Genomic DNA, 19,315 nt, shown 5'->3' on the forward strand with positions numbered 1-19,315 from the left:
TTCGGGGTCCACTTCACCGTTGGCCACCCCGCAGCACGGCCGCCCGCAGCGCCAGCATGTGACGGATGGCATCCATCGCTTTTTCGGCCTTGCCTTCCTGGACCAGACCGATAACGGCGTTGACGATAACCACCGCCAGAATCACGGACATGTCCAGCCAGTGCTGAAGCAAGCCGGTAATGACTGCCGCACCGAGCAGAACGTAGATCAGGATGTTGTTGAAATGGGATAGGAGCCGCCGCAGCAGACTGCGCCCGGGAGGCTGGGGCAGCCGGTTGGCACCATGAATGTCGAGCCTAGCCGACGCTTCGTCGTCGCTTAGCCCAGCTGGCGTGGTCTCCAGTTCGGAGAGCACCTTGTCCTGTGACAGCTCATGCCAGTTAGGTCGATTTTCCATTCAAACCCCGGCTCAGGCTTCCATTCAGCGGTTTTAATCCATGCTAGCAGAACGAGCGCAAACGGATAGCCAGCGCCTCACCAGCTGTTTGACCTTACCCAGCAATCGTGGCCACCTCAGCTAGATTATGCGGCGGGAGCAGTTTCTTCCAGATGGCTTCCCGGCGCTCGTCGGAGTTCTTCACCGGAACCTCATCTCTCCCCGTTAGAGTTCAGAATGTAACAGCCACTGAGCTTCCAACTAACCTGACAGTGGGGCCCAGGCCGGCCTACTTAAATACTGTCTCTATACATATCATAGCATTACGACAAAATAAAACCTGGTCTTCTAATTTATATAAATTAACCATCACACAAAAACACACGCTTGCAAAAGATAATAAACGCTTTCAGTTGTTCGTGATCAGGACCATACTGGCATCTGTACGCATCGGAATCTCAGCTATCGATGCTTAGGAAAAAGCCTCAGGTTGGCTAAAACTAACTTTAGGCTCATGCAATTATTAACATAGGCAAAGAGAATGAGGACAGGACAAAAAAGGGATATTAAAAAGAAGCCGCTTTTAACCGCAAAGGAAAAGAAAGCGGCCAAGCAATCAAAGAAAGGCGAAACTGATGTTCTAGGACATAAGGCAAAATAGGGCTCTTCGTCGTTGGGTGTGGAATTCGCCTCCGGAGCTGGGCCAGCATATGACCTCCACGACGACAAGAGGCATGGTCTGGACGGCACCCAGAGCCTGACGGGTGTCTAGAATACCCGGGGCGATTCACCAAGGCTTTGACTGCCTCCATCTACTTCTGTGATCCCTACTGCTCCGGCCAGCGAGGAAGCAACAAGAACACCAACGGCTTGATACGGCAGTACTCTCCCAAGGGGACGGACTTCCGGCAGGTCACCGACGCCGAGCTGCGTAAGGTGGTTGAGAAGCTGAATGACCGCCCTCGAAAGCGCCTCGGGTATCGGACACTGGCACAGGTGTTTCTGGGGGAATACTCAGGAGTTCTGGGTACCGCAGGTGCTGCGCTTATTGCTTGAATTCAGGTTTCAAAGGAATGGTTTCAAAGGTGTGGTTTCGAAGCAGTCGTTTCAAAGCAGTGGTTCCGGGCAACGCACCACGCATTACCGGCGTTGCACCAAAAAGACTCATCGATGTGACCTCAATGCACGCTAATAAGGCACTAAAAAGCCGTACCGCAAGTGCTTATGGCAATAAGTCACTGTTTTAATATCTTTATCTTGATCGGCACAAATAGTGCATACCCAATAGCGTTGCACCTCACGGGCTCATCCGCCCGTAGTGCCGGGCTAACGCCCGAAAATGCCGGCCGGTTTACGCACCAAAGTAATCCGGCCATCACCTATAACACGCTAATTTGGGTACGCCATGACACCTTCCAGTGCCGACGTTCTCTTTCTGCTGCTGGGTGCCTGCATGGTTCTCGCCATGCATGCAGGCTTCGCCTTTCTCGAGGTAGGCACCGTTCGCAGCAAGAACCAGGTCAATGCCCTGGTCAAGATCATCACCGACTTCGCCGCCTCGACGCTTGCCTACTTTACCGTGGGCTACGCCGTGGCCTACGGGACCGGCTTCTTCGACGATGCGACCACGCTCGCTGTCAACAACGGCTACGAGCTGGTCAAGTTCTTCTTCCTGCTGACCTTCGCCGCCGCCATCCCTGCCATCATCTCCGGTGGCATCGCCGAGCGCGCGCGTTTCTATCCGCAGTTCACCGCCACGCTGCTGCTGGTGGCGCTAGCCTACCCCTTTTTCGAGGGCATCGTCTGGAACGGCAACCTGGGCCTTCAGGCATGGCTGGCAATGACCTTCGGGCATGGCTTTCATGACTTCGCCGGTTCGATGGTCGTGCATGGCTTCGGCGGCTGGGTAGCCCTGATGGCCGTGCTGCTGCTGGGCGCTCGCCGCGGCCGCTACCCGCACAAGGATGCCGTGGCCGCGCACCCTCCTTCCAGCATCCCCTTCCTGGCCCTGGGGTCCTGGACACTGACGGTGGGCTGGTTCGGCTTCAACGTGATGTCGGCTCAGACGCTGGACGGCATCAGTGGCCTGGTGGCGGTCAATTCGCTGATGGCCATGGTAGGCGGCATCCTGGCGGCCATGCTGCTGGGGCGAAATGACCCGGGCTTCATCCATAATGGCCCGCTGGCCGGACTGGTCGCGGTGTGCGCCGGTTCCGATCTGATGCATCCGCTGGGGGCGCTGGCCACCGGCGCTATAGGCGGCGGTCTCTTCGTGGTGATGTTCACCCTGACCCAGAATCGCTGGAAGATCGATGACGTGCTGGGCGTCTGGCCACTGCACGGGATCTGCGGGGCCTGGGGAGCCATTGCGGCGGGGATCTTCGGTCAGGCCGCCCTGGGCGGGGTCGGCGGGGTGAGCCTGGCGGCCCAACTGATCGGCACGCTACTGGGGATCGGACTGGCAGTCGCCTCGGGGTTGGCGATCTACGGCGGAATCAAGGCCGCGGTTGGCATACGCCTCAGCCAGGAGGATGAGTTCATGGGCGCGGACCTGGCCATCCACAAGATCAGCGCCAGCCCGCGGGACTAAGTACTCGACCAAGCACTCGAAACCAAGTACTCGAAACCAAGCACTCGAGACCGTGCCAGCAGGCGCTCGCGGCCATCTCGCCCGCGAGCGCCTTCCACTATCGGCTCTCCTCTATTGGCTCTCTACTGCACGGCTCTCTACTGCACGATTCCCCAGCGCCGGCCAGCGGCGCCGGAGAGCCGGGATCACTCGATCTCGATCAGCACCTCGCCCGGCGTCACCCGGTCGCCCTTGGCCACGTGAATCGCCACCACGCTGCCGGCCTGGCGGGCATGCACCTCGGTCTCCATCTTCATGGCTTCGCTGATCAGCACCGGCTGGCCCGCTTCGACGCTGTCGCCAACGGCCACCAGCACCTCGACGATATTGCCCGGCATGGCGGTGGTCACGTGCCCCTTGCCAGTGGCGCGAGCACGACCGCCCTTGCCACCGGCGCCAGCGTCATAGCTGTCGCGGGCCTCGAAGACCACCGACTCCGGCATGCCATCTAGGGTCAGGTAGACCTGACGTTTGCCGCCGGCATCGCTGCCCACGCCGGTGATCTGCACTTCGTAGGACTCACCGTGCACGTCGATCACGAACTCGGTCGGCGTGGCCTCGGTGACCGGTCGCTGGGCATCGCTCGCCACCGGTGCCGGCATCGGCTCCGGCACCAGCGTGCCGTCACGACGCCCCTGGAGAAAGTCGCGCCCCAGGTCCGGGAACATGGCATAGGTCAGCACGTCTTCCTCACCCTCGGCGAGCTCACCGATGTCGGCGGTAAGACGCGCCATCTCGGGGTCCAACTGGTCGGCCGGGCGCCCTTCCTCGATCTGCTGGTTGCCGACCGCCCGCTTCCTTAGCCCCTCGTCCACCGCTGCCGGCGGCTGGCCATAGCCGCCCAGCAGATAGCGTTTGACCTCGTTGGTGATCGACTTGTAGCGACTGCCGGTGAGCACATTCATCACGGCCTGGGTGCCGACAATCTGTGACGTCGGAGTGACCAGCGGCGGATAGCCGAGGTCAGCGCGTACCCGCGGAATCTCGGCGAAGACCTCGCGGATCTGCGACAGGGCGTTCTGCTCCTTCAACTGGTTGGCCAGGTTAGACATCATGCCACCAGGCACCTGATTGATCTGTACCGCCACGTCCTCGCGGGTGAACTCGCTCTCGTAGCCAGCGTACTTCTTGCGCACCTCACGCAGCTGATCACCCACGGCCTTGATGGCTTCAAGGTCGAGGCCGGTATCAAAGGGCGTGTCCTTGAAGGCTGCCACCATGGCCTCGGTGGACGGGTGGCTTGTCCCGCCGGCAAAGGCCGAGTTGCAGGTGTCGATATGCCGACAGCCGGCCTCAACGGCCTTGAGGTGGCACTGGGACGCCAGTCCGGACGTCGCGTGGGCATGAAGATGCACCGGCACCTCGACGGCCTCCACCAGCGCTGCCACCAGCTCCTGAGTCGCATAGGGTGTCAGCAGGCCGGCCATGTCCTTGATGGCGATAGAATCGGCGCCCATATCGACCAGGCGACGGGCGTCCGCGACGAAGCGCTCAAGCGTGTGCACCGGGCTGACCGTATAGCAGAGCGTGCCCTGGGCATGCTTGCCGCTGGCCTTGACCGCGCGCATGGCGGTTTCCAGGTTGCGCAGGTCATTGAGGGCATCGAAGACCCGAAAGATGTCGATGCCGTTATCGGCGGACTTGGCGACGAAGCGCTCCACCACGTCATCGGCATAGTGACGGTAGCCGAGCAGGTTCTGGCCCCTCAGTAGCATCTGCAATGGGGTGTTGGGCAGCGCTTCCTTGAGCTGCACCAGCCGCTGCCAGGGGTCTTCCTTGAGAAAGCGCACACAGGCATCGAAGGTCGCCCCGCCCCAGACTTCCAGCGAATGGAAGCCGATGGCATCCAGTGCAGGACACACCGGCAGCATGTCCTCGGTACGCAGGCGGGTGGCAATCAGCGACTGATGACCATCGCGCAGCACCACGTCGGTGATACTGACGGCATCGGCGGCGGCAGAGGAAGCAGTTGTCGTTGTCATGAGGTTCTCCTTAGAGGCCGGCGTGAGCGGCAATGGCGGCGGCAATCACCAGGGCCGCCTCTTCGGGGTTGCGCTTGACCGAGTACTGCAAGAGCTCGGGATGGGCCGGCACGAAACCGGTATCGAAATGCCCGCTACGGAAGTCTGCATGACGCAGGATCTCCTCGTAGTAGGGGGCCGTGGTCTTTACGCCTTGCAGACGCATGTCGTTGAGCGCCCGGATGCCTCGATCGAGGGTCTCTTCCCAGGTCAGCCCCCAGACCACCAGCTTCAGGCACAGCGAGTCGAAGTAAGGGGGAATCTGGTAGCCGGTATAGATGGCGGTATCGGTGCGCACCCCGGGGCCACCCGGTGCGTAGTAGCGCGTGATGCGCCCGAAAGACGGCAGAAAGTCATTCTTGGGGTCTTCGGCGTTAATGCGGAACTGGATCGCATAGCCGTGGTAGTAGATGTCTTCCTGGCGAAAGGACAACTTGTGGCCGCTGGCGATACGCAGCTGCTCACGGACGATATCCACCCCGGTGATGGCTTCGGTAATGGTGTGCTCGACCTGGACCCGGGTGTTCATCTCCATGAAGTAGATCTCGTTGCCCTTGACCAGGAACTCCACGGTGCCGGCGTTTTCATAGCCCACGGCCTTGGCCGCGCGTACGCCTAGCTCGCCGACATAGGCGCGCTGCTCGGGGGTCAGCTGGGGGCTGGGGGCGATCTCGATCAGTTTCTGATTACGCCGCTGAATGGAGCAGTCACGCTCGAAGAGATGGATCACGCTGCCATGCTTGTCGGCGAGGATCTGTACCTCGATGTGATGCGGGTCGACCACGCACTTCTCGAGAAACACATCGGCAGAGCCGAAGGCCTTGGTGGCCTCGGACACCACTCGCTCCCAGGCCTGCTCGAGCTGGTCTGCACTGTCGCAGCGGCGAATGCCTCGGCCACCGCCGCCAGAGGTCGCCTTGAGCATGACCGGATAGCCGATGCGTTCGGCTTCGACAAGAGCGGCGGCACAGTCTGCCAGATTGCCCTCTGAGCCAGGGGTGACCGGGACTCCTGCATCGCGCATGGCGCGCCGGGCGGCGGTCTTGTCGCCCATGCGGGCGATGACCTCGGAGCTCGGACCGACAAAAGCGATGCCGGCGTCCTCGCAGATGCGGGCAAACTCATGGTTTTCGGAAAGAAATCCATAGCCGGGATGGATGGCGTCACAGCCGGTTTCACGGGCAAGGTCGACTAGACGCCTTGGATCAAGGTAGCCCTCGAGGGGGTCATCGCCGACCTGATAAGCCTCATCGGCGCGCTTGACGTGCAGGGCAAAGCGGTCGGGCTCGGTGTAAATAGCCACCGAGCGAATGCCCAGCTCGGCACAGGCCCGCTCGATGCGAACGGCGATCTCGCCGCGGTTAGCAATCAACAGTTTCTGGAACACGGGTCGAACCTCCAGGGTGACGGGTTGCGTCCTGAGCGGGCCTGCGAAACACTCGAGAGCCCCCGGAAGGTCGACATCTCTTCCTTCCCATTGCTCTTCCAGCGGCTCACGGGTATCCAGCTACCCCCGTGCAGAACGTTTTTTCACGCTACCGGGTGTCGAACCAATAGAAAAATTGATATTTTTTTGCCAACCTATAAGCTATACCTTATAGCTAGACCTTTGCGGGAATGCCGATGACTCGACCCAGTCTGCTCAATCGCCTGACGTTTCGTCAGTTGCAGGTCTTTCAGGCCGTGCATCGCCAGCAGTCGTACTCCCGGGCCGCCGAGCAGCTAGGCCTCACCCAGCCCGCGGTGAGCGCCCAGATCCGACAGCTCGAGCAGGCGCTGGAGCAGCCGCTGTTCAAGTATGCCGGCAAGACCCTGCACGTACTGCCAGCCGCCGATGCGCTGGCCGCCTCGGTGACCTCGATCTTCGGCCAGGTATCGAGCCTCCAGATGGAGCTCTCCGAGATCGCCGGTACCATTCGCGGCGAGCTCAACCTGGCCGCGGTTTCCACCGCCCAGTACGTGGTCCCCCATATTCTGGCCCGGTTTCGCGCCCGCTACCCGGAAGTCACCATTCGCCTGCGCGTCTGCAACCGCAGCCAGGCCCTCGAGCGCCTGGCCGAACGGCGTGACGACCTGGTGATCATGGGCATGGTGCCGCAAGATGCCCAGCTGGCCTTCATGCCGATCCTCGACAACGAGATGATCCCGGTAGTCTGGCCGGGCCATCCGCTGCTGACGGCCGACAAACCGAGCCTTGAAGATTTTGCGCGTCACTACGTGCTGATGCGCGAACCCGGCTCCGGGACGCGAACCGCCTTCGAGGAGTTCGCCGCCAGGGAGCGGGTGTCGCTGCCGCATACCATCGAGCTTGGCACCAACGAGGCGATCAAGCAGGGGATCATGGCGCACCTGGGCGTTGCGGTATTGCCGCGACTAGCCGTGCAGTTGGAAATCGCCTCCGGCCTGCTGGCATCGCCCAAGCTGCCCGGCTTTCCGCTCAAGCGGTCCTGGTGCACCGTCTACCCCAAGGACCGGCCGCCCTCGCCGGTCACCGAACTGTTCCTGCGCTGCGTGCGAGAGCTGCTGCCAGAGCTGAATCGCCACTTTAGCGGGCCTCTCGAACCCATGCCGGGCCACAGCGTGGTCTGCCTGCCGGCGGTGGATGGCCAGCAGTTCTAATCCGTCTCTTGCAGACATCAAAAAGCCGGGCTTAAAAGCCCGGCTTTGCTGTGTCGCCAGCCAATCCGTGGCGGGGTATCAGGTCCGCGGCAGGGTGACACCACGCTGCCCCATGTATTTGCCGCCCCGGTCCTTGTAAGAGGTCTCGCAGACCTCATCGGATTCCAGGAACAGCATCTGCGCCACGCCCTCGTTGGCGTAGATCTTGGCCGGCAGATTGGTGGTGTTGGAAAATTCGAGCGTCACATGCCCTTCCCATTCCGGCTCCAGGGGCGTGACATTGACGATGATGCCGCAACGGGCATAGGTCGACTTGCCTAGGCAGATAGTCAGCACATTGCGCGGGATGCGGAAGTACTCGATGGTGCGGGCCAGGGCAAAGGAGTTGGGCGGGATCACGCAGACATCGCCTTTGACATCAACGAAGCTCTTCTCGTCGAAGGCTTTCGGGTCGACGACCGCCGAATGGATGTTGGTGAAAACCTTGAACTCGTCGGAGCAGCGCACGTCGTAGCCGTAGCTTGACGTGCCGTAGGAGATCACCCGCTGCTCGTTGACGTAACGCACCTGATCCTCCATGAACGGTTCGATCATGGCGTCACTGGCGGCCATGCGACGGATCCAGTTATCGGACTTGATGCTCATCGGGGATTCCTTGAGGTGCGTCGAGGGTGAAGGGCAAAAAACAGGGCCGCTATCATAACGGCCCTGACGGCGTTCCAAAAGACTTGCGAGCGGCAAGCCCTCATGGCCGGGTTTCATGAACCAGCTTATGGCTTGTGCCGATCTAGTCGCCGAAGGAGATGTTCGGCCCCTCGGCCTGCTGGGCGGTAACGCCCTCGACCACGGCACGCGCCACCTTGCGGAAGGTTTGCGCCACGTCGCCCTCAGGCTCGGCGACCACGGTAGGACGGCCGCCATCCGCCTGTTCGCGGATGCCCAGACTCAGCGGCAGTTGGCCCAGCAGCGTGGTCTCATACTGAGCGGCAATGCGCTCGCCACCGCCGGCGCCGAAGATCGGCTCCTGATGGCCGCACTCCGAGCAGACATGCAGGCTCATGTTTTCGACGATGCCCAGCACCGGCACATTGACCTTGCGGAACATCTCGATGCCCTTGCGCGCGTCCAGCAACGCGATGTCCTGCGGCGTAGTGACGATCACCGCCCCGTCGACCTCGACCTTCTGAGCCAGCGTCAGCTGGATGTCGCCGGTACCCGGCGGCATGTCGATGAACAGATAGTCGAGATCATCCCAGGCGGTCTGATTGAGCATCTGTTGAAAGGCACCGGCGACCATGGGTCCGCGCCACACCATCGGCTCAGTGGTATCGACCAGGAAGGCCATCGACATCGCCTGGATGCCATGAGCCTCGAGAGGGGCGAATTGGTTATCCCCCACCTGATGCGGACGCACGCCCTCACCGATGCCCAGCATCTGGGCCTGGCTGGGGCCATAGATATCGGCATCCAGCAGGCCGACTCGATAGCCTTCTGCCGCCATCGCCAACGCCAGGTTGGCGGTTACAGTGGACTTGCCAACGCCACCCTTGCCCGACGCCACGGCGACGATATGCTTTACACCCTCCATTACGATCTACTCCTGTGTCATTGATCGTCGGCATCGCATGCCGCCATGGCGCGAGTATAACCCGCGTGGCCCGGCCAATCCCAAGCGGACTAGTCAACTTTTCACCCGCGGATGTCTATGCAGGTCACGGCGCATAAACGAGGCATCGTTTACCCCCAGTTTCTGACCTAGCCTCTGCCCTAACCTCTGCCCACTGATCTAACGTCTGGTCCAAACCCTGACTTAAGCTCTGATCCCCCCTGATCTAGACTCTGGCCAATACCCTGCCCAATACCCTGCCCTACGCTTTGTCCTACGCTAAAGCGGAAGCCCTTCAAGACGGATATGAAATGCTCTTCCGAGACCGCCAAGATGCCGGTTGGCAGCTCGCCACCGCGCTGCGTGACTATCGCCAACCACTGGTCCTTGGCCTGCCTCGCGGCGGTGTGCCGGTGGCCTTCGAGGTGGCGCAGGCACTGGGCGGCGAGCTCGATGTGCTGGTAGTGCGCAAGCTGGGTGTGCCCTGGCAACCGGAGCTTGCCATGGGGGCCATTGCCAGTAACGGCATCTGCATCCTGAATCATCCCCTGATCGCGCGCCTACGCGTCAGTCAGGAGCGACTCAACGCTATCATTGCCGACGAGACCCGTGAGCTGAAACGACGCGAGTTAGCCTATCGAGGTCACCGACCTCTACCACGCATCACCGGGCGCAGCGTGATCGTGGTCGACGACGGCCTGGCCACCGGGGCTACCATGCAGGCTGCCGTGGAGGCCCTGCGGGAAGACGCACCCGGAGAATTAGTGGTGGCTGTGCCGGTGGCGGCCGCCGACAGCCTCGCCGAGATCGCCACACTCGCCGACCGGGTCGTTTGCCTGCACGCGCCGCACGCATTCATGTCGGTGGGCCAGTGGTACCAGACCTTCGGGCAGACCAGTGATGAAGAGGTGATTGCGCTACTGGCAAGAGCGTCATCGGCATCTGGTGACACCGCGGAACCCTAATTAGAGATGTTCAATATTAGAGAAGAACCATACCTTAGATACGACACGGCCCCCGTGCGGGGGCCGTGTCACATGCGGTAATGGTTTCACCTGCTAAGGTTCAGCCGCTCGCGGTGGCGATACTCCTCCGCCTAGTGCGAGCGCCCTGGGATCATTCAGCAGCCTCCGGCTCCTGCTTGATCTCGGTCTGGTTGCTCTGTTCTTCGGCGGCTTTTGCTTGATCCGCTTCCTGCTGGCTCGCGCTGGCGGCCTTGTCGCTTGTCGCAGTGGCATCATTCGCCGCAGCCGTGCCCGAAGCATCGCTCGCTTCGGCGCTACCGCCATTACTCTTGTCATTACTCTCAGCGCTAGTCTCAGAGGCTCCCTTGGACTCAGAAGCTCCCTTGGACTCAGAGGAATCCATAGACGCAGAGGCTCCATTGGACTCAGAGGAATCCATAGACGCAGAGGACCCTACAGAGACCTGGCTTAGCTCGTCACGCCATTCGGCGAGCTGCGCCTCAAGACGATCCAGCTGATTCCGACGCGCATCGGCCTGATCGCTCAGGTCAGCAATCTCCGTTTGCAGGCTGTCGCGCTGCTGCTGAGTAGCGTCGAGCTCATTGAGAGCTTGGGTCAGGTTTTCATCGACATGGGCAAAGGACTGCTCGGCGGCCGCGATCTTGCCCTCCAACGAGGCTGACTGCTCTTCGCGGCTGGCAATTTCCTGCTCGAGTGCGTCGCGACGCTCTTGCAGTGACGCGATGTTGCTTTCGAGCTCTGCCTGACGTCCTTCGGCATCGGCAATGGCACTGCGGCTCTCTTCGAGGGTCGCCTGGGCCTCATCGCGGTCCTTGACGGCCTGCTCTACCTGATCGGAAAGGGTCTCGTACTCGGCCTGACGCGAGGCGATCGTGGCATCCAGCTCATCGATCTGCGCCTGGCGTTCTTCGAGGGTCGAGGTCATGGCATCCTGACGGGACTGCGCTTCGCTGACACTTTCCTCGAGGGTCGCCAGACGCGTCTTGGCGGCTTCAACCTGGCTGTTCAGGTCAGAAAGAGCCGCCTCTGCAGCGTCAATGGAATCATAGGTCTCGCTGAAGGAGGCGACACGGTCGCTCAGTGTCTGCCGTTCGCTTTCAAGCTCTGCCACTCTGGCTTCGAGCTGCTCACGCTCGCTGCTGGCACTGGAGCTGGCGTAGAAGGCATAGAGCACCACCAGCACCAGCACAACCACCAGCGCCTTGACCCGGTTGTCTTTCAGTAGTTCACCTACCGATTGATCCGCCATCTTATCGTCTCCTGTCAGCCCGACTGATTGATTATCAGCGAGGCAATTGAACCATCGCAGTCCCGGACGCTAGCCGTCCGGGCCGAGCCTACAAGATAGGGGATACCAGCGTTGACTGCCATGCAGCAGGATCAGTCGATGGCCTGGCGACTCACCTTGCCACGCAGGGCCTTGTGCTTGCCGCGCTGTTTCTTCTGTTCGATGCGTCGCTTCTTGGCGCCCTTGCTGGGGCGAGTGGGAACGCGTTTCTTGGGGGCGTAAAGCACGCGCTTGATCAGTGACTTGAGTCGCGCCAGCGCCTCCTGGCGATTACGCTCCTGAGTGCGGTGCTCCTGGGCCTTGATGATCACCACGCCGTCGCGGCTGATGCGCTTGTCCCGAAGCGCCAAAAGCTGCTCCTTGACGCCTTCCGGCAGATGAGAGGCACGAATATCGAAACGCAGATGAATCGCCGAAGCGACCTTGTTGACGTTCTGCCCGCCGGCGCCCTGGGCGCGAACTGCCTGCAGCTCCAGTTCGTCGTCGTTGATCACAATCTGTCGCGATACTTCCAGCATTAACGTGAGTCCTTGTATCCGGCGTGTTTATACAGCGAGGGTATCCAGCGTGGATATCCGGCGTTGATGTATTGATGCTCTCCATCGACCTATAGCCAGCCCGCCCGGCGAAACCGCCAATGCAGAACCCCGCAGGCAAGCCCCATGATCGACAGAGCGAGGGGGTAGCCGAGCCGCCAGTCCAGCTCTGGCATGTGCTTGAAATTCATTCCCCATATACCGGCCAGGATGGTCGCCACGGCAAAGATCGCCGCCCAGGCGGCAAGCCGCTTGTGCACCTCGCTTTCATCGATGGCGACCATCGACAGGTTGACCTGGATGGCCGTGATGATCGTCTCGCGAATGGTGTCGACCCCGACCTCGATGCGGTGCAGGTGATCATACACGTCGCGGAAGTATTCGCGGGTGTTGAGGCACAGCGCCGGCACGCGACCGCCGATTAGATGGGCCGTGGCCTCGGCCAACGGCGTCACGGCGTGCTTCAACAACATGGTGCGGCGCTTGAGCTGGTAGAGGCGCTCGAGACTCATGCGCGCTGTGCCCCGGATGAAGATCTGATCCTCGATATCCTCGAGTTCATTTTCCAGCGACTCGACCACCGGAAAGTAGCGATCCACCACCGCATCCAGCAGCGCATAGAGCACGAAGGCAGGCCCCTGCTGCAGCAGATGAGGCTCCCGTTCGCAGCGCGCGCGCACGCCAAGAAAGCCTTGGGTGGCATGCTGGCGAACCGACAGCACATAGCGCTCGCCGAGAAACACCGCCACCTCGCCCTCATCGAATTCGCCATCGACCAGGGTAATCGGGCGCATGATGCAAAAAAGCGCCTTGCCATACTCCTCGATCTTGGGACGCTGCTGACCGTGAAGGGCATCTTCGACGGCCAGCTCATGCAAGTCGAAGATCTCCTCAAAGCGCCGGAACTCCTCGGGGTCCGGGTCATGCAAGGCGACCCACACGAAGCAGTCGGGATGCTGCATGGCCTCGGCGATGTCATCGGTGTGGATATCCCGCTGGCGATGCCCGTGTTCATAGGCGACACAGTTGACGATCATCGGCTAGCTCCTGGCTGGGTCGTGGATATATCAACGCATAGACACCCATACGGCGATGAGCGCGCCTCAACGATCTTCATCTTCTCCACCCTGACAGGGGCTCGAGGCGCTTCGCGGGTGGCGCAGCGGCGGGCGGCGCAGCAGCCAAAGCGCAAGATGACGCAGGGCGCGCAGCAGTGGATACCAGCTCCTGGCACGCCACTGGCCGCTAAAAAGGTGGCGATTCAGTCGGTTGAAGACGCCCACCGGACTGCTCAACATTGCCAGCACCCGCAGCGCCTCGGCGCCGTGATACCACTGCGCATCCAGGTGCAGCACCATGCCCTGATCGAGATCGAAGCCGAGGGCCCTCACCTGGTCGACCACCGGGTCATCGCCACGGGCATCGACCAGACGCATCTCGCCCACGGTGTCTTTCAGCCGCATCCAACGCACATAGCGGGTGCAAAAGGGACACTGGCCATCGTAGACCAGCAGGTTTTGGGTATCGGCTGCCACGTATTCTCCTCCTGACACAGCTGGCTCTCCTCCTGACACAGCTGGTGAGGCCGCCCGGATGGCCGTGGGTGTCCCGCTGCGCTTATGATGGCACTGATTGCTCCACTCGCCGACCTCACAAGGACGTTGTGCATGCCGAGTCACCTCGCCGCCCTGCCCCGCCTGATTCCTCGCTTGGCGCATTTCGCCTGGCGGGTGCTGATGGCTTTCTTTCGTAACCGGGGCATCCTGCTGGCCGGCGGCGTGGGCTATAACGTTCTGCTGTCGATCGTGCCACTTTTTGCGCTGCTCTGCGTGCTGCTGACCCACGTAGCCGACGAGCAGCATCTGCTCGAGGTGCTGTCGATCCAGGCGCGTCACCTGACGCCAGCACATGCCAGCGTCCTGCTCGATGCGGTGCAGGCGCTGCTGGAATCGCGGGATGCCATCGGACTGTTCGGTATTCCGGTACTGCTGATTTTCAGCTCCTTCGCCTTTCGCATGATCGAGGACTGCATGGCGATCATCTTCCATCAGCCTGACTACCAGGCGAAACGCAGTGTCTGGGTCTCCGTGCTGCTGCCCTATGCCTTTATTCTGGTGCTGGGCACCGGGCTTCTGGCCCTCACCCTGCTGGTATCAATGATCGGCGCCTTCAACAACGCCATGCTGGCCGTCTTCGGCGTCAACCTGCCGCTGGCGAGCCTCTCGGAGCCGGCCCTCAATCTGATCAGTTTCTTCGGCCTATTTGCCATGTTCAGCGCCATCTACAAGGTGCTGCCGGTGGTGCATATTGCACTGCGCAGGGCGCTGGTCGGCGGCTTTGTGGCGGCGCTTCTCTGGGAGGGAGTCCGGCAGCTGCTAGTGGTCTATTTCGCCAACCTGTCGCTGGTCAATGCGGTTTATGGCTCGCTTGCCACCATCGTCATTGTACTGCTGAGCCTCGAGGTCGGCGCCATCATCCTGCTGCTGGGTGGGCAGGTGATCGCCGAGCTTGAGCGCAACGACCGCGCTAATCTGCCCTGGTACCAGGACCCGCCCCGTGACGCCGTCAGTGGGACCCGCTGAGGACCTCCTGCACGCTGAGTTTGGCGCGAATGAAATCGCTGTGCCTGACATACAGCAGATCGGCCAGGCGCCGAATACGATGCTCCTCCAGCGGGCTCAGCTCGCCATCAGCATAGGCCAGCTGCCACATCAGGCGGATCAATTCCGCCCGCTGCTCATAGCCGTAGCGATCCTTGATCAGACTCACGAACTGATAGTGATCCACGGCATGCTCGACTTCCTGCCGCGCCAGTGTCATCAACTCGTCCACCGCGGCCTCGTCGAGCGAGAAATGACGCAGCAGCATACTGCGCAGGGCATCGAGCTCACGGCGATCATGATGGTAGTCGGCACGTACCACTTCGCACAGCAGTGCGGCAGTCGCGAGCTCTAGGGTCGGCCCTTCCTCCTCACCGGCGGTAACCAGGGTGCGGTGAAAGAACTGCTGAATGGCCTCAAGCATGGGTTGGTCTCCTAGGATTGATACGAGGACGTCATCGTGCCCTCACCGACTGCGACCGGCAGCGCAATGGAGAAGTTCAGCAGCCGACCTTGAGCCACCTAGGGCTTGAGCCGATAACCACTGCGAAACATCCAGCTCACCACCGCAAGGCTCACTGCCAGGAAGGCCACCACCACAGCGAGGCTCGCCGCCAGGCTGACATCGCCGACCCCATAGAAGCTCCAGCGAAAGCCGCTGACCAGGTAAACCACCGGATTGAGGAGCGTCACGCCCTGCCAGAACGGCGGCAGCATGTCGATGGAGTAAAAGGTGCCACCAAGAAAGGTCAGCGGTGTGATCACCAGCAGCGGCACCAGCTGCAGTCGATCAAACCCTTCGGCCCAGATGCCAATGATGAAACCGAGCAGACTGAAGGTAAACGCCGTCAGAACCAGAAACAGCAGCATCCAGAACGGATGGGCGATCTCGAGGGGTACGAAGAGCCCCGCTGTCCCCAGAATGATCAGGCCCAAGAGAATCGACTTGCTGGCTGCGGCGCCTACGTAGCCCATCACGATCTCCATATAGGACACCGGCGCCGAGAGCAGCTCGTAAATGCTGCCCGAGAAGCGGGGAAAAAAGATCCCGAAGGAGGCATTCGAGACGCTCTGGGTCAGCAGCATCAGCATGATCAGCCCCGGCACGATGAAGGCGCCGTAGCTGATGCCCGCCACTTCGGTGATCCGCGAGCCGATCGCCGAGCCGAACACCACGAAATAAAGGGACGTCGAGAGAACAGGCGAGACGATGCTCTGCAGCAGCGTGCGCCGGGTGCGAGCCATTTCTGATCGGTAGATGGCCGCCATGCCGCGAAGATTCATGGGTTCTCCCTTACCAGGCTGACAAAAATGTCCTCGAGCGAGCTCTGCTGGGTATGCAGGTCCTTGAACTGAATGCCGGCCTTCCTCAGCTCCTCGAGCATGCCAGCGATGCCGGTGTGATCCTGCTGAGTGTCGTAGCGATAGACCAGCTCATGGCCGTCGTCGGAGAGCGTCAGCGGATAACCGGACAGGGCATTGGGCAGCGAGACCAGCGGCTCGAGCAATTGCAGGGTCAGCTGCTTGCGCCCAAGGCTCTGCATCAGGGTCTGCTTGTCTTCGACCAGGATGATCTCACCGCGCTGAATCACGCCGATACGATCAGCCATTTCCTCGGCTTCCTCGATGTAGTGAGTGGTGAGGATGATAGTCACCCCGCTCTCGCGAAGGCCTCGCACCACCTCCCACATTTCTCGACGCAGCTCGACATCGACCCCGGCGGTGGGCTCGTCGAGAAAGAGGATTTGCGGCTCATGCGACAGTGCCTTGGCGATCAGCACCCGCCGCTTCATCCCCCCGGAAAGGGTGATCAAGCGGTTGTTACGCTTTTCCCACAGCGCCAGGGAGCGCAGTACTCGCTCGATATGAGCGGGATCGGGGGCCTTGCCAAAGAGGCCACGACTGAAACTCACCGAATTCCATACCGTCTCGAAGGCCTCGTTGGTCAGTTCCTGAGGCACCAGGCCAATCCTCGCTCGGGCCGCCCGATAGTCACGGATATTGTCATGGCCATCGACCAGCACAGTCCCTGACGTGGGGTTGACCAGGCCGCAGATGACGCTGATCAGGGTGGTCTTGCCAGCACCATTGGGCCCCAGCAGGGCAAATATCTCCCCGGCCTTTACGTCGAGGTTCACCCCGGTGAGCGCCTGAAACCCTGAGGCATAGGTCTTGGACAGATCGGTGACGCTGATCGCCGGCGGCATGGCCCCTTCCTGTTCTGAAGGTAAGGACGAAGATGAAGGCCGGGTTGAAGTCAGGGTTGAAGTCAGAGTTGAAATCAATGGATGCTGCTCTCCGTTGCGGCTGGTTGAATCCTTGATCGAGGCTTTGTCTCTCCTCAGTCACGGCCCGTCGACAGCTCTGCGGCTGTCGCATCACCGGTTCTGAGCGGTGATGGCTCTGCGGGGACATCGAGCCCCAGAAAACCACCCGACTGGCGTTGCCAGAGACCGGCATAGGTGCCGCCATGGGCGAGCAGTTCGTGATGGGTGCCAGACTCGACGATACGCCCCTGCTCCATGACCACCAGCCGATCGAGCATGGCGATGGTCGAGAGCCGATGGGCAATGGCAATCACCGTCTTGCCCTCCATCAGCGCGTAGAGCTGCTCCTGAATGGCCGCCTCGACCTCCGAATCCAGCGCCGAGGTGGCCTCGTCGAGCACCAGAATCGGCGCATCCTTGAGCAGCACCCGAGCGATGGCGATTCGCTGACGCTGGCCGCCGGACAGCTTGACGCCGCGTTCGCCAACATGGGCATCGAAGCCGGTGCGGCCCTGAGGGTCGGAGGCCTGGCGAATGAAGGTATCCGCATGGGCGCGCCTAGCCGCTTCGATGATCTCTTCCTCGCTGGCATCCGGACGACCGTAGCGAATGTTGTCGCGAATCGAGCGATGCAGTAGCGAGGTGTCCTGGGTCACCATGCCGATCTGGCGGCGCAGAGAGGCCTGGGTCACCCCGGCGATATTCTGGCCGTCTATCAGAATGCGTCCTTCGTTGATATCGAAGAAGCGCAGCAGCAGGTTGACCAGGGTCGACTTGCCTGCACCGGAGGAGCCCACCAGCCCCACTCGCTCCCCCGGGCGAAGCGTCAGCGACAGGTTGTCGAAGACGGCGGCTTCCCGGGCATCGTTCTGCGCCGCGTCGCCATCGGCGACCTGAGGGCCATGGCCATAGGAGAAGGTCACCTTGTCGAAGCGAACCTCGCCCTGCTCAACGCTCAGCTCCGGCGCATCGGGAGCGTCGCTGACGGTCTGGGCCTGAGCAATGGTGTTGATGCCGTCCTGCACGGTGCCTAGGTTCTCGAACAACCCCGCGACTTCCCACAGAATCCAGTCGGACATCATGCGCAGGCGCATCACCAGGCCGATGGCAACGGCGATGGCACCCAGCGAGATCAATGACTGGTGCCAAGCCAGAATGGCGATCCCCGCCATGGACACCAGCAGCAGCGAGTTCAGGGCCTGCAGGGTGACCGTCAGCTGAGTGACCAGTCGCATCTGGCGGTGAACCGTGGCCATGAAGCCGTCCATGGCACCGCGCGCATAGGTCTGCTCAGCCTGGGTGTGAGCGAACAGTTTGAGGGTCTGAATATTGGTATAGCTGTCAACGATACGGCCGGTCATATGGGCACGCGCATCGGCCTGAGCCATCGAGATGTGCTTGAGTCGCGGCACGAAAACGCGCATCAGCACCAGATAGCCGCAGAGCCAGACCACCAGCGGGGCCATCAACCAGGCTTCGCTCCGCCCCACCAGTATCAGGGCACCGGTGAAATAGACCACCACATACACGAAGACATCCATCAGCTTGACCACCGTCTCGCGGATGGCAAGCGCGGTCTGCATGACCTTTTGCGAGACCCGCCCGGCGAATTCGTCCTGAAAGAATGGCAGGCTCTGCTCGAGCAGGTAGCGATGCGCCAGCCAGCGCACCCGCATCGGGTAATTGCCGAAGAGGCTCTGGTGAGTGACCAGCGACTTGCCGAGCACCAACAGAGGAAAGGCCACCAGCGCCAGCGCCGCCATGCCCAGCAGGCGCCCACCATGGTCGGCGAAGAAGCTCGCCCGGTCCGCTTCGGCAAGCCAATCGACGAGCTCGCCCATGAAAGCGAAGAACACCACCTCGACGACGGACACCAGCGCGGCGAGCACCGTCATCGCCACTAGCAGGGGCAACAGCGGTCGCGAATAGTGGCAAAGAAAGGCCAACAGTCGCCGAGGCGGCGTCTCCGGCACGGCCCCGGGAAAGGGGTCGATCAGCGACTCGAAAAAACGAAACATGGGGCCCCTCGACGGTTGGCCGTGGTTGGCGTGGCCGGCACGTCACTCCAGCGTGATCTGGCCGTCCACATCGACCTTGAGCTTGAGCCCGGCGATCTCGAGCGTCGCCTTGGCCGCGAAGGACTCGTTGCCCTGAATACGCCCCTCGGCCATGGCCTGATCCACGGCCTGCTCGATCTCGCGCTGAGAGTTGATACCGACCTGCTTGAGAAACTTGCGAACACTGAGATTGAAGGTTTCTTCGTTCATGATGCGCTTCCTGAGTGATGGACCACAAGGCAAGGCGAGGCCGCCGTTGGCCAATGCGCTGACGGCAGCTCGACTGACGCTTTTGCATGGCGCTCGTCTAGGAATGCCACACTGACTAGA

At 61.3% G+C, this 19,315-nt stretch carries 18 protein-coding genes and 1 pseudogene; 5 read left to right on the forward strand and 14 right to left on the reverse strand.

The genetic code is table 11. The features are described from left to right. Positions 1-13: 13 nt before the first annotated feature. Entirely contained in the window at positions 14-397 is a 384-nt protein-coding gene (locus tag BCL93_RS08160) for a cation-transporting P-type ATPase (protein ID WP_112054789.1), read from the reverse strand. 771 nt (positions 398-1,168) lie between these two features. Between BCL93_RS08160 and BCL93_RS08165 the strand changes: the two are divergent. Beyond that, a pseudogene (locus BCL93_RS08165) lies at positions 1,169-1,432 on the forward strand (IS30 family transposase); the annotation flags it as partial. Positions 1,433-1,781: 349 nt separating this feature from the next. Beyond that, the gene (locus BCL93_RS08170) at positions 1,782-2,966 is read left to right on the forward strand and encodes an ammonium transporter (protein ID WP_112054790.1); all 1,185 of its coding nucleotides are present in this window, start codon (positions 1,782-1,784) and stop codon (positions 2,964-2,966) included. Between the two features lie 185 nt (positions 2,967-3,151). Here the strand turns inward: BCL93_RS08170 and oadA are convergent, their stop codons facing one another. Beyond that, on the reverse strand, positions 3,152-4,987 hold the full coding sequence (gene oadA / locus BCL93_RS08175) for a sodium-extruding oxaloacetate decarboxylase subunit alpha (RefSeq protein WP_112054791.1): 1,836 nt from the start codon (positions 4,985-4,987) through the stop codon (positions 3,152-3,154). Between the two features lie 10 nt (positions 4,988-4,997). Continuing rightward, positions 4,998-6,413, reverse strand: a complete 1,416-nt coding sequence (locus tag BCL93_RS08180; RefSeq protein WP_112054792.1) for an acetyl-CoA carboxylase biotin carboxylase subunit — start codon at positions 6,411-6,413, stop codon at positions 4,998-5,000. A 236-nt stretch (positions 6,414-6,649) separates the two neighbouring features. Between BCL93_RS08180 and BCL93_RS08185 the strand changes: the two genes are divergently transcribed. After that, positions 6,650-7,645, forward strand: a complete 996-nt coding sequence (locus BCL93_RS08185; protein WP_112054793.1) for a LysR family transcriptional regulator — start codon at positions 6,650-6,652, stop codon at positions 7,643-7,645. Between the two features lie 78 nt (positions 7,646-7,723). Here BCL93_RS08185 and dcd read toward each other — a convergent pair whose 3' ends face one another. Both dcd and apbC read right to left on the reverse strand, forming a co-directional pair. Further along, positions 7,724-8,290 carry a dCTP deaminase gene (gene dcd, locus BCL93_RS08190; protein ID WP_112054794.1) on the reverse strand — a complete coding sequence of 189 codons (567 nt, stop codon included), beginning with the start codon at positions 8,288-8,290 and terminating at the stop codon, positions 7,724-7,726. Between the two features lie 142 nt (positions 8,291-8,432). After that, positions 8,433-9,233, reverse strand: coding sequence for an iron-sulfur cluster carrier protein ApbC (gene apbC, locus BCL93_RS08195; protein ID WP_112054795.1), 801 nt, complete (start codon positions 9,231-9,233; stop codon positions 8,433-8,435). Between the two features lie 329 nt (positions 9,234-9,562). Between apbC and BCL93_RS08200 the strand changes: the two genes are divergently transcribed. Beyond that, complete coding sequence (locus BCL93_RS08200; RefSeq protein ID WP_112054796.1) at positions 9,563-10,216, forward strand: phosphoribosyltransferase; 654 nt, start codon at positions 9,563-9,565, stop codon at positions 10,214-10,216. Positions 10,217-10,367: 151 nt separating this feature from the next. Here BCL93_RS08200 and BCL93_RS08205 read toward each other — a convergent pair whose 3' ends face one another. The 4 genes from BCL93_RS08205 to BCL93_RS08220 all read right to left on the reverse strand — a co-directional run bounded on the left by BCL93_RS08205 (position 10,368) and on the right by BCL93_RS08220 (position 13,596). Further along, positions 10,368-11,486: a hypothetical protein gene (locus BCL93_RS08205; protein ID WP_112054797.1), complete on the reverse strand. Its 1,119-nt coding sequence runs from the start codon at positions 11,484-11,486 to the stop codon at positions 10,368-10,370. Between the two features lie 131 nt (positions 11,487-11,617). After that, entirely contained in the window at positions 11,618-12,043 is a 426-nt protein-coding gene (gene arfB, locus BCL93_RS08210; RefSeq protein ID WP_112054798.1) for an alternative ribosome rescue aminoacyl-tRNA hydrolase ArfB, read from the reverse strand. 89 nt (positions 12,044-12,132) lie between these two features. Next, a complete protein-coding gene (gene corA, locus BCL93_RS08215; protein WP_112054799.1) occupies positions 12,133-13,098 on the reverse strand; it encodes a magnesium/cobalt transporter CorA in 966 nt (321 codons plus the stop codon). A 66-nt stretch (positions 13,099-13,164) separates the two neighbouring features. Next, positions 13,165-13,596, reverse strand: coding sequence for a DUF393 domain-containing protein (locus BCL93_RS08220; RefSeq protein WP_258396145.1), 432 nt, complete (start codon positions 13,594-13,596; stop codon positions 13,165-13,167). A gap of 132 nt (positions 13,597-13,728) precedes the next feature. Between BCL93_RS08220 and BCL93_RS08225 the strand changes: the two genes are divergently transcribed. Next, entirely contained in the window at positions 13,729-14,643 is a 915-nt protein-coding gene (locus tag BCL93_RS08225) for a YihY/virulence factor BrkB family protein (protein ID WP_112054801.1), read from the forward strand. On the opposite strand, the gene BCL93_RS08230 is transcribed toward BCL93_RS08225, so the two are convergent. The 5 genes from BCL93_RS08230 to BCL93_RS08250 all read right to left on the reverse strand — a co-directional run bounded on the left by BCL93_RS08230 (position 14,627) and on the right by BCL93_RS08250 (position 19,195). Beyond that, entirely contained in the window at positions 14,627-15,085 is a 459-nt protein-coding gene (locus tag BCL93_RS08230) for a TerB family tellurite resistance protein (RefSeq protein WP_112054802.1), read from the reverse strand. The genes BCL93_RS08225 and BCL93_RS08230 overlap by 17 nt on opposite strands. Positions 15,086-15,183: 98 nt before the next feature. After that, positions 15,184-15,945: an ABC transporter permease gene (locus tag BCL93_RS08235; protein ID WP_112054803.1), complete on the reverse strand. Its 762-nt coding sequence runs from the start codon at positions 15,943-15,945 to the stop codon at positions 15,184-15,186. Continuing rightward, positions 15,942-16,868: an ABC transporter ATP-binding protein gene (locus tag BCL93_RS08240; RefSeq protein WP_112054804.1), complete on the reverse strand. Its 927-nt coding sequence runs from the start codon at positions 16,866-16,868 to the stop codon at positions 15,942-15,944. The genes BCL93_RS08235 and BCL93_RS08240 overlap by 4 nt, the downstream gene beginning before the upstream one ends. A gap of 134 nt (positions 16,869-17,002) precedes the next feature. Next, positions 17,003-18,946: an ABC transporter ATP-binding protein gene (locus BCL93_RS08245; RefSeq protein WP_112054805.1), complete on the reverse strand. Its 1,944-nt coding sequence runs from the start codon at positions 18,944-18,946 to the stop codon at positions 17,003-17,005. A gap of 42 nt (positions 18,947-18,988) precedes the next feature. Next, entirely contained in the window at positions 18,989-19,195 is a 207-nt protein-coding gene (locus BCL93_RS08250) for a DUF6494 family protein (protein ID WP_112054806.1), read from the reverse strand. Positions 19,196-19,315: the final 120 nt, after the last annotated feature.

The sequence above is a fragment of the Onishia taeanensis genome, from assembly GCF_003268885.1.
Taxonomy (GTDB): domain Bacteria; phylum Pseudomonadota; class Gammaproteobacteria; order Pseudomonadales; family Halomonadaceae; genus Onishia; species Onishia taeanensis_A.

Coding starts and splice junctions, on each gene's coding strand:
- BCL93_RS08160 (WP_112054789.1), bottom strand. CDS start 397: ATGGAAAATCGACCTAACTGGCATGAGCTGTCACAGGACAAGGTGCTC.
- BCL93_RS08170 (WP_112054790.1), top strand. CDS start 1,782: ATGACACCTTCCAGTGCCGACGTTCTCTTTCTGCTGCTGGGTGCCTGC.
- oadA (WP_112054791.1), bottom strand. CDS start 4,987: ATGACAACGACAACTGCTTCCTCTGCCGCCGCCGATGCCGTCAGTATC.
- BCL93_RS08185 (WP_112054793.1), top strand. CDS start 6,650: ATGACTCGACCCAGTCTGCTCAATCGCCTGACGTTTCGTCAGTTGCAG.
- dcd (WP_112054794.1), bottom strand. CDS start 8,290: ATGAGCATCAAGTCCGATAACTGGATCCGTCGCATGGCCGCCAGTGAC.
- apbC (WP_112054795.1), bottom strand. CDS start 9,233: ATGGAGGGTGTAAAGCATATCGTCGCCGTGGCGTCGGGCAAGGGTGGC.
- BCL93_RS08200 (WP_112054796.1), top strand. CDS start 9,563: ATGCTCTTCCGAGACCGCCAAGATGCCGGTTGGCAGCTCGCCACCGCG.
- BCL93_RS08205 (WP_112054797.1), bottom strand. CDS start 11,486: ATGGCGGATCAATCGGTAGGTGAACTACTGAAAGACAACCGGGTCAAG.
- arfB (WP_112054798.1), bottom strand. CDS start 12,043: ATGCTGGAAGTATCGCGACAGATTGTGATCAACGACGACGAACTGGAG.
- corA (WP_112054799.1), bottom strand. CDS start 13,098: ATGATCGTCAACTGTGTCGCCTATGAACACGGGCATCGCCAGCGGGAT.
- BCL93_RS08225 (WP_112054801.1), top strand. CDS start 13,729: ATGCCGAGTCACCTCGCCGCCCTGCCCCGCCTGATTCCTCGCTTGGCG.
- BCL93_RS08230 (WP_112054802.1), bottom strand. CDS start 15,085: ATGCTTGAGGCCATTCAGCAGTTCTTTCACCGCACCCTGGTTACCGCC.
- BCL93_RS08235 (WP_112054803.1), bottom strand. CDS start 15,945: ATGAATCTTCGCGGCATGGCGGCCATCTACCGATCAGAAATGGCTCGC.
- BCL93_RS08240 (WP_112054804.1), bottom strand. CDS start 16,868: ATGCCGCCGGCGATCAGCGTCACCGATCTGTCCAAGACCTATGCCTCA.
- BCL93_RS08245 (WP_112054805.1), bottom strand. CDS start 18,946: ATGTTTCGTTTTTTCGAGTCGCTGATCGACCCCTTTCCCGGGGCCGTG.
- BCL93_RS08250 (WP_112054806.1), bottom strand. CDS start 19,195: ATGAACGAAGAAACCTTCAATCTCAGTGTTCGCAAGTTTCTCAAGCAG.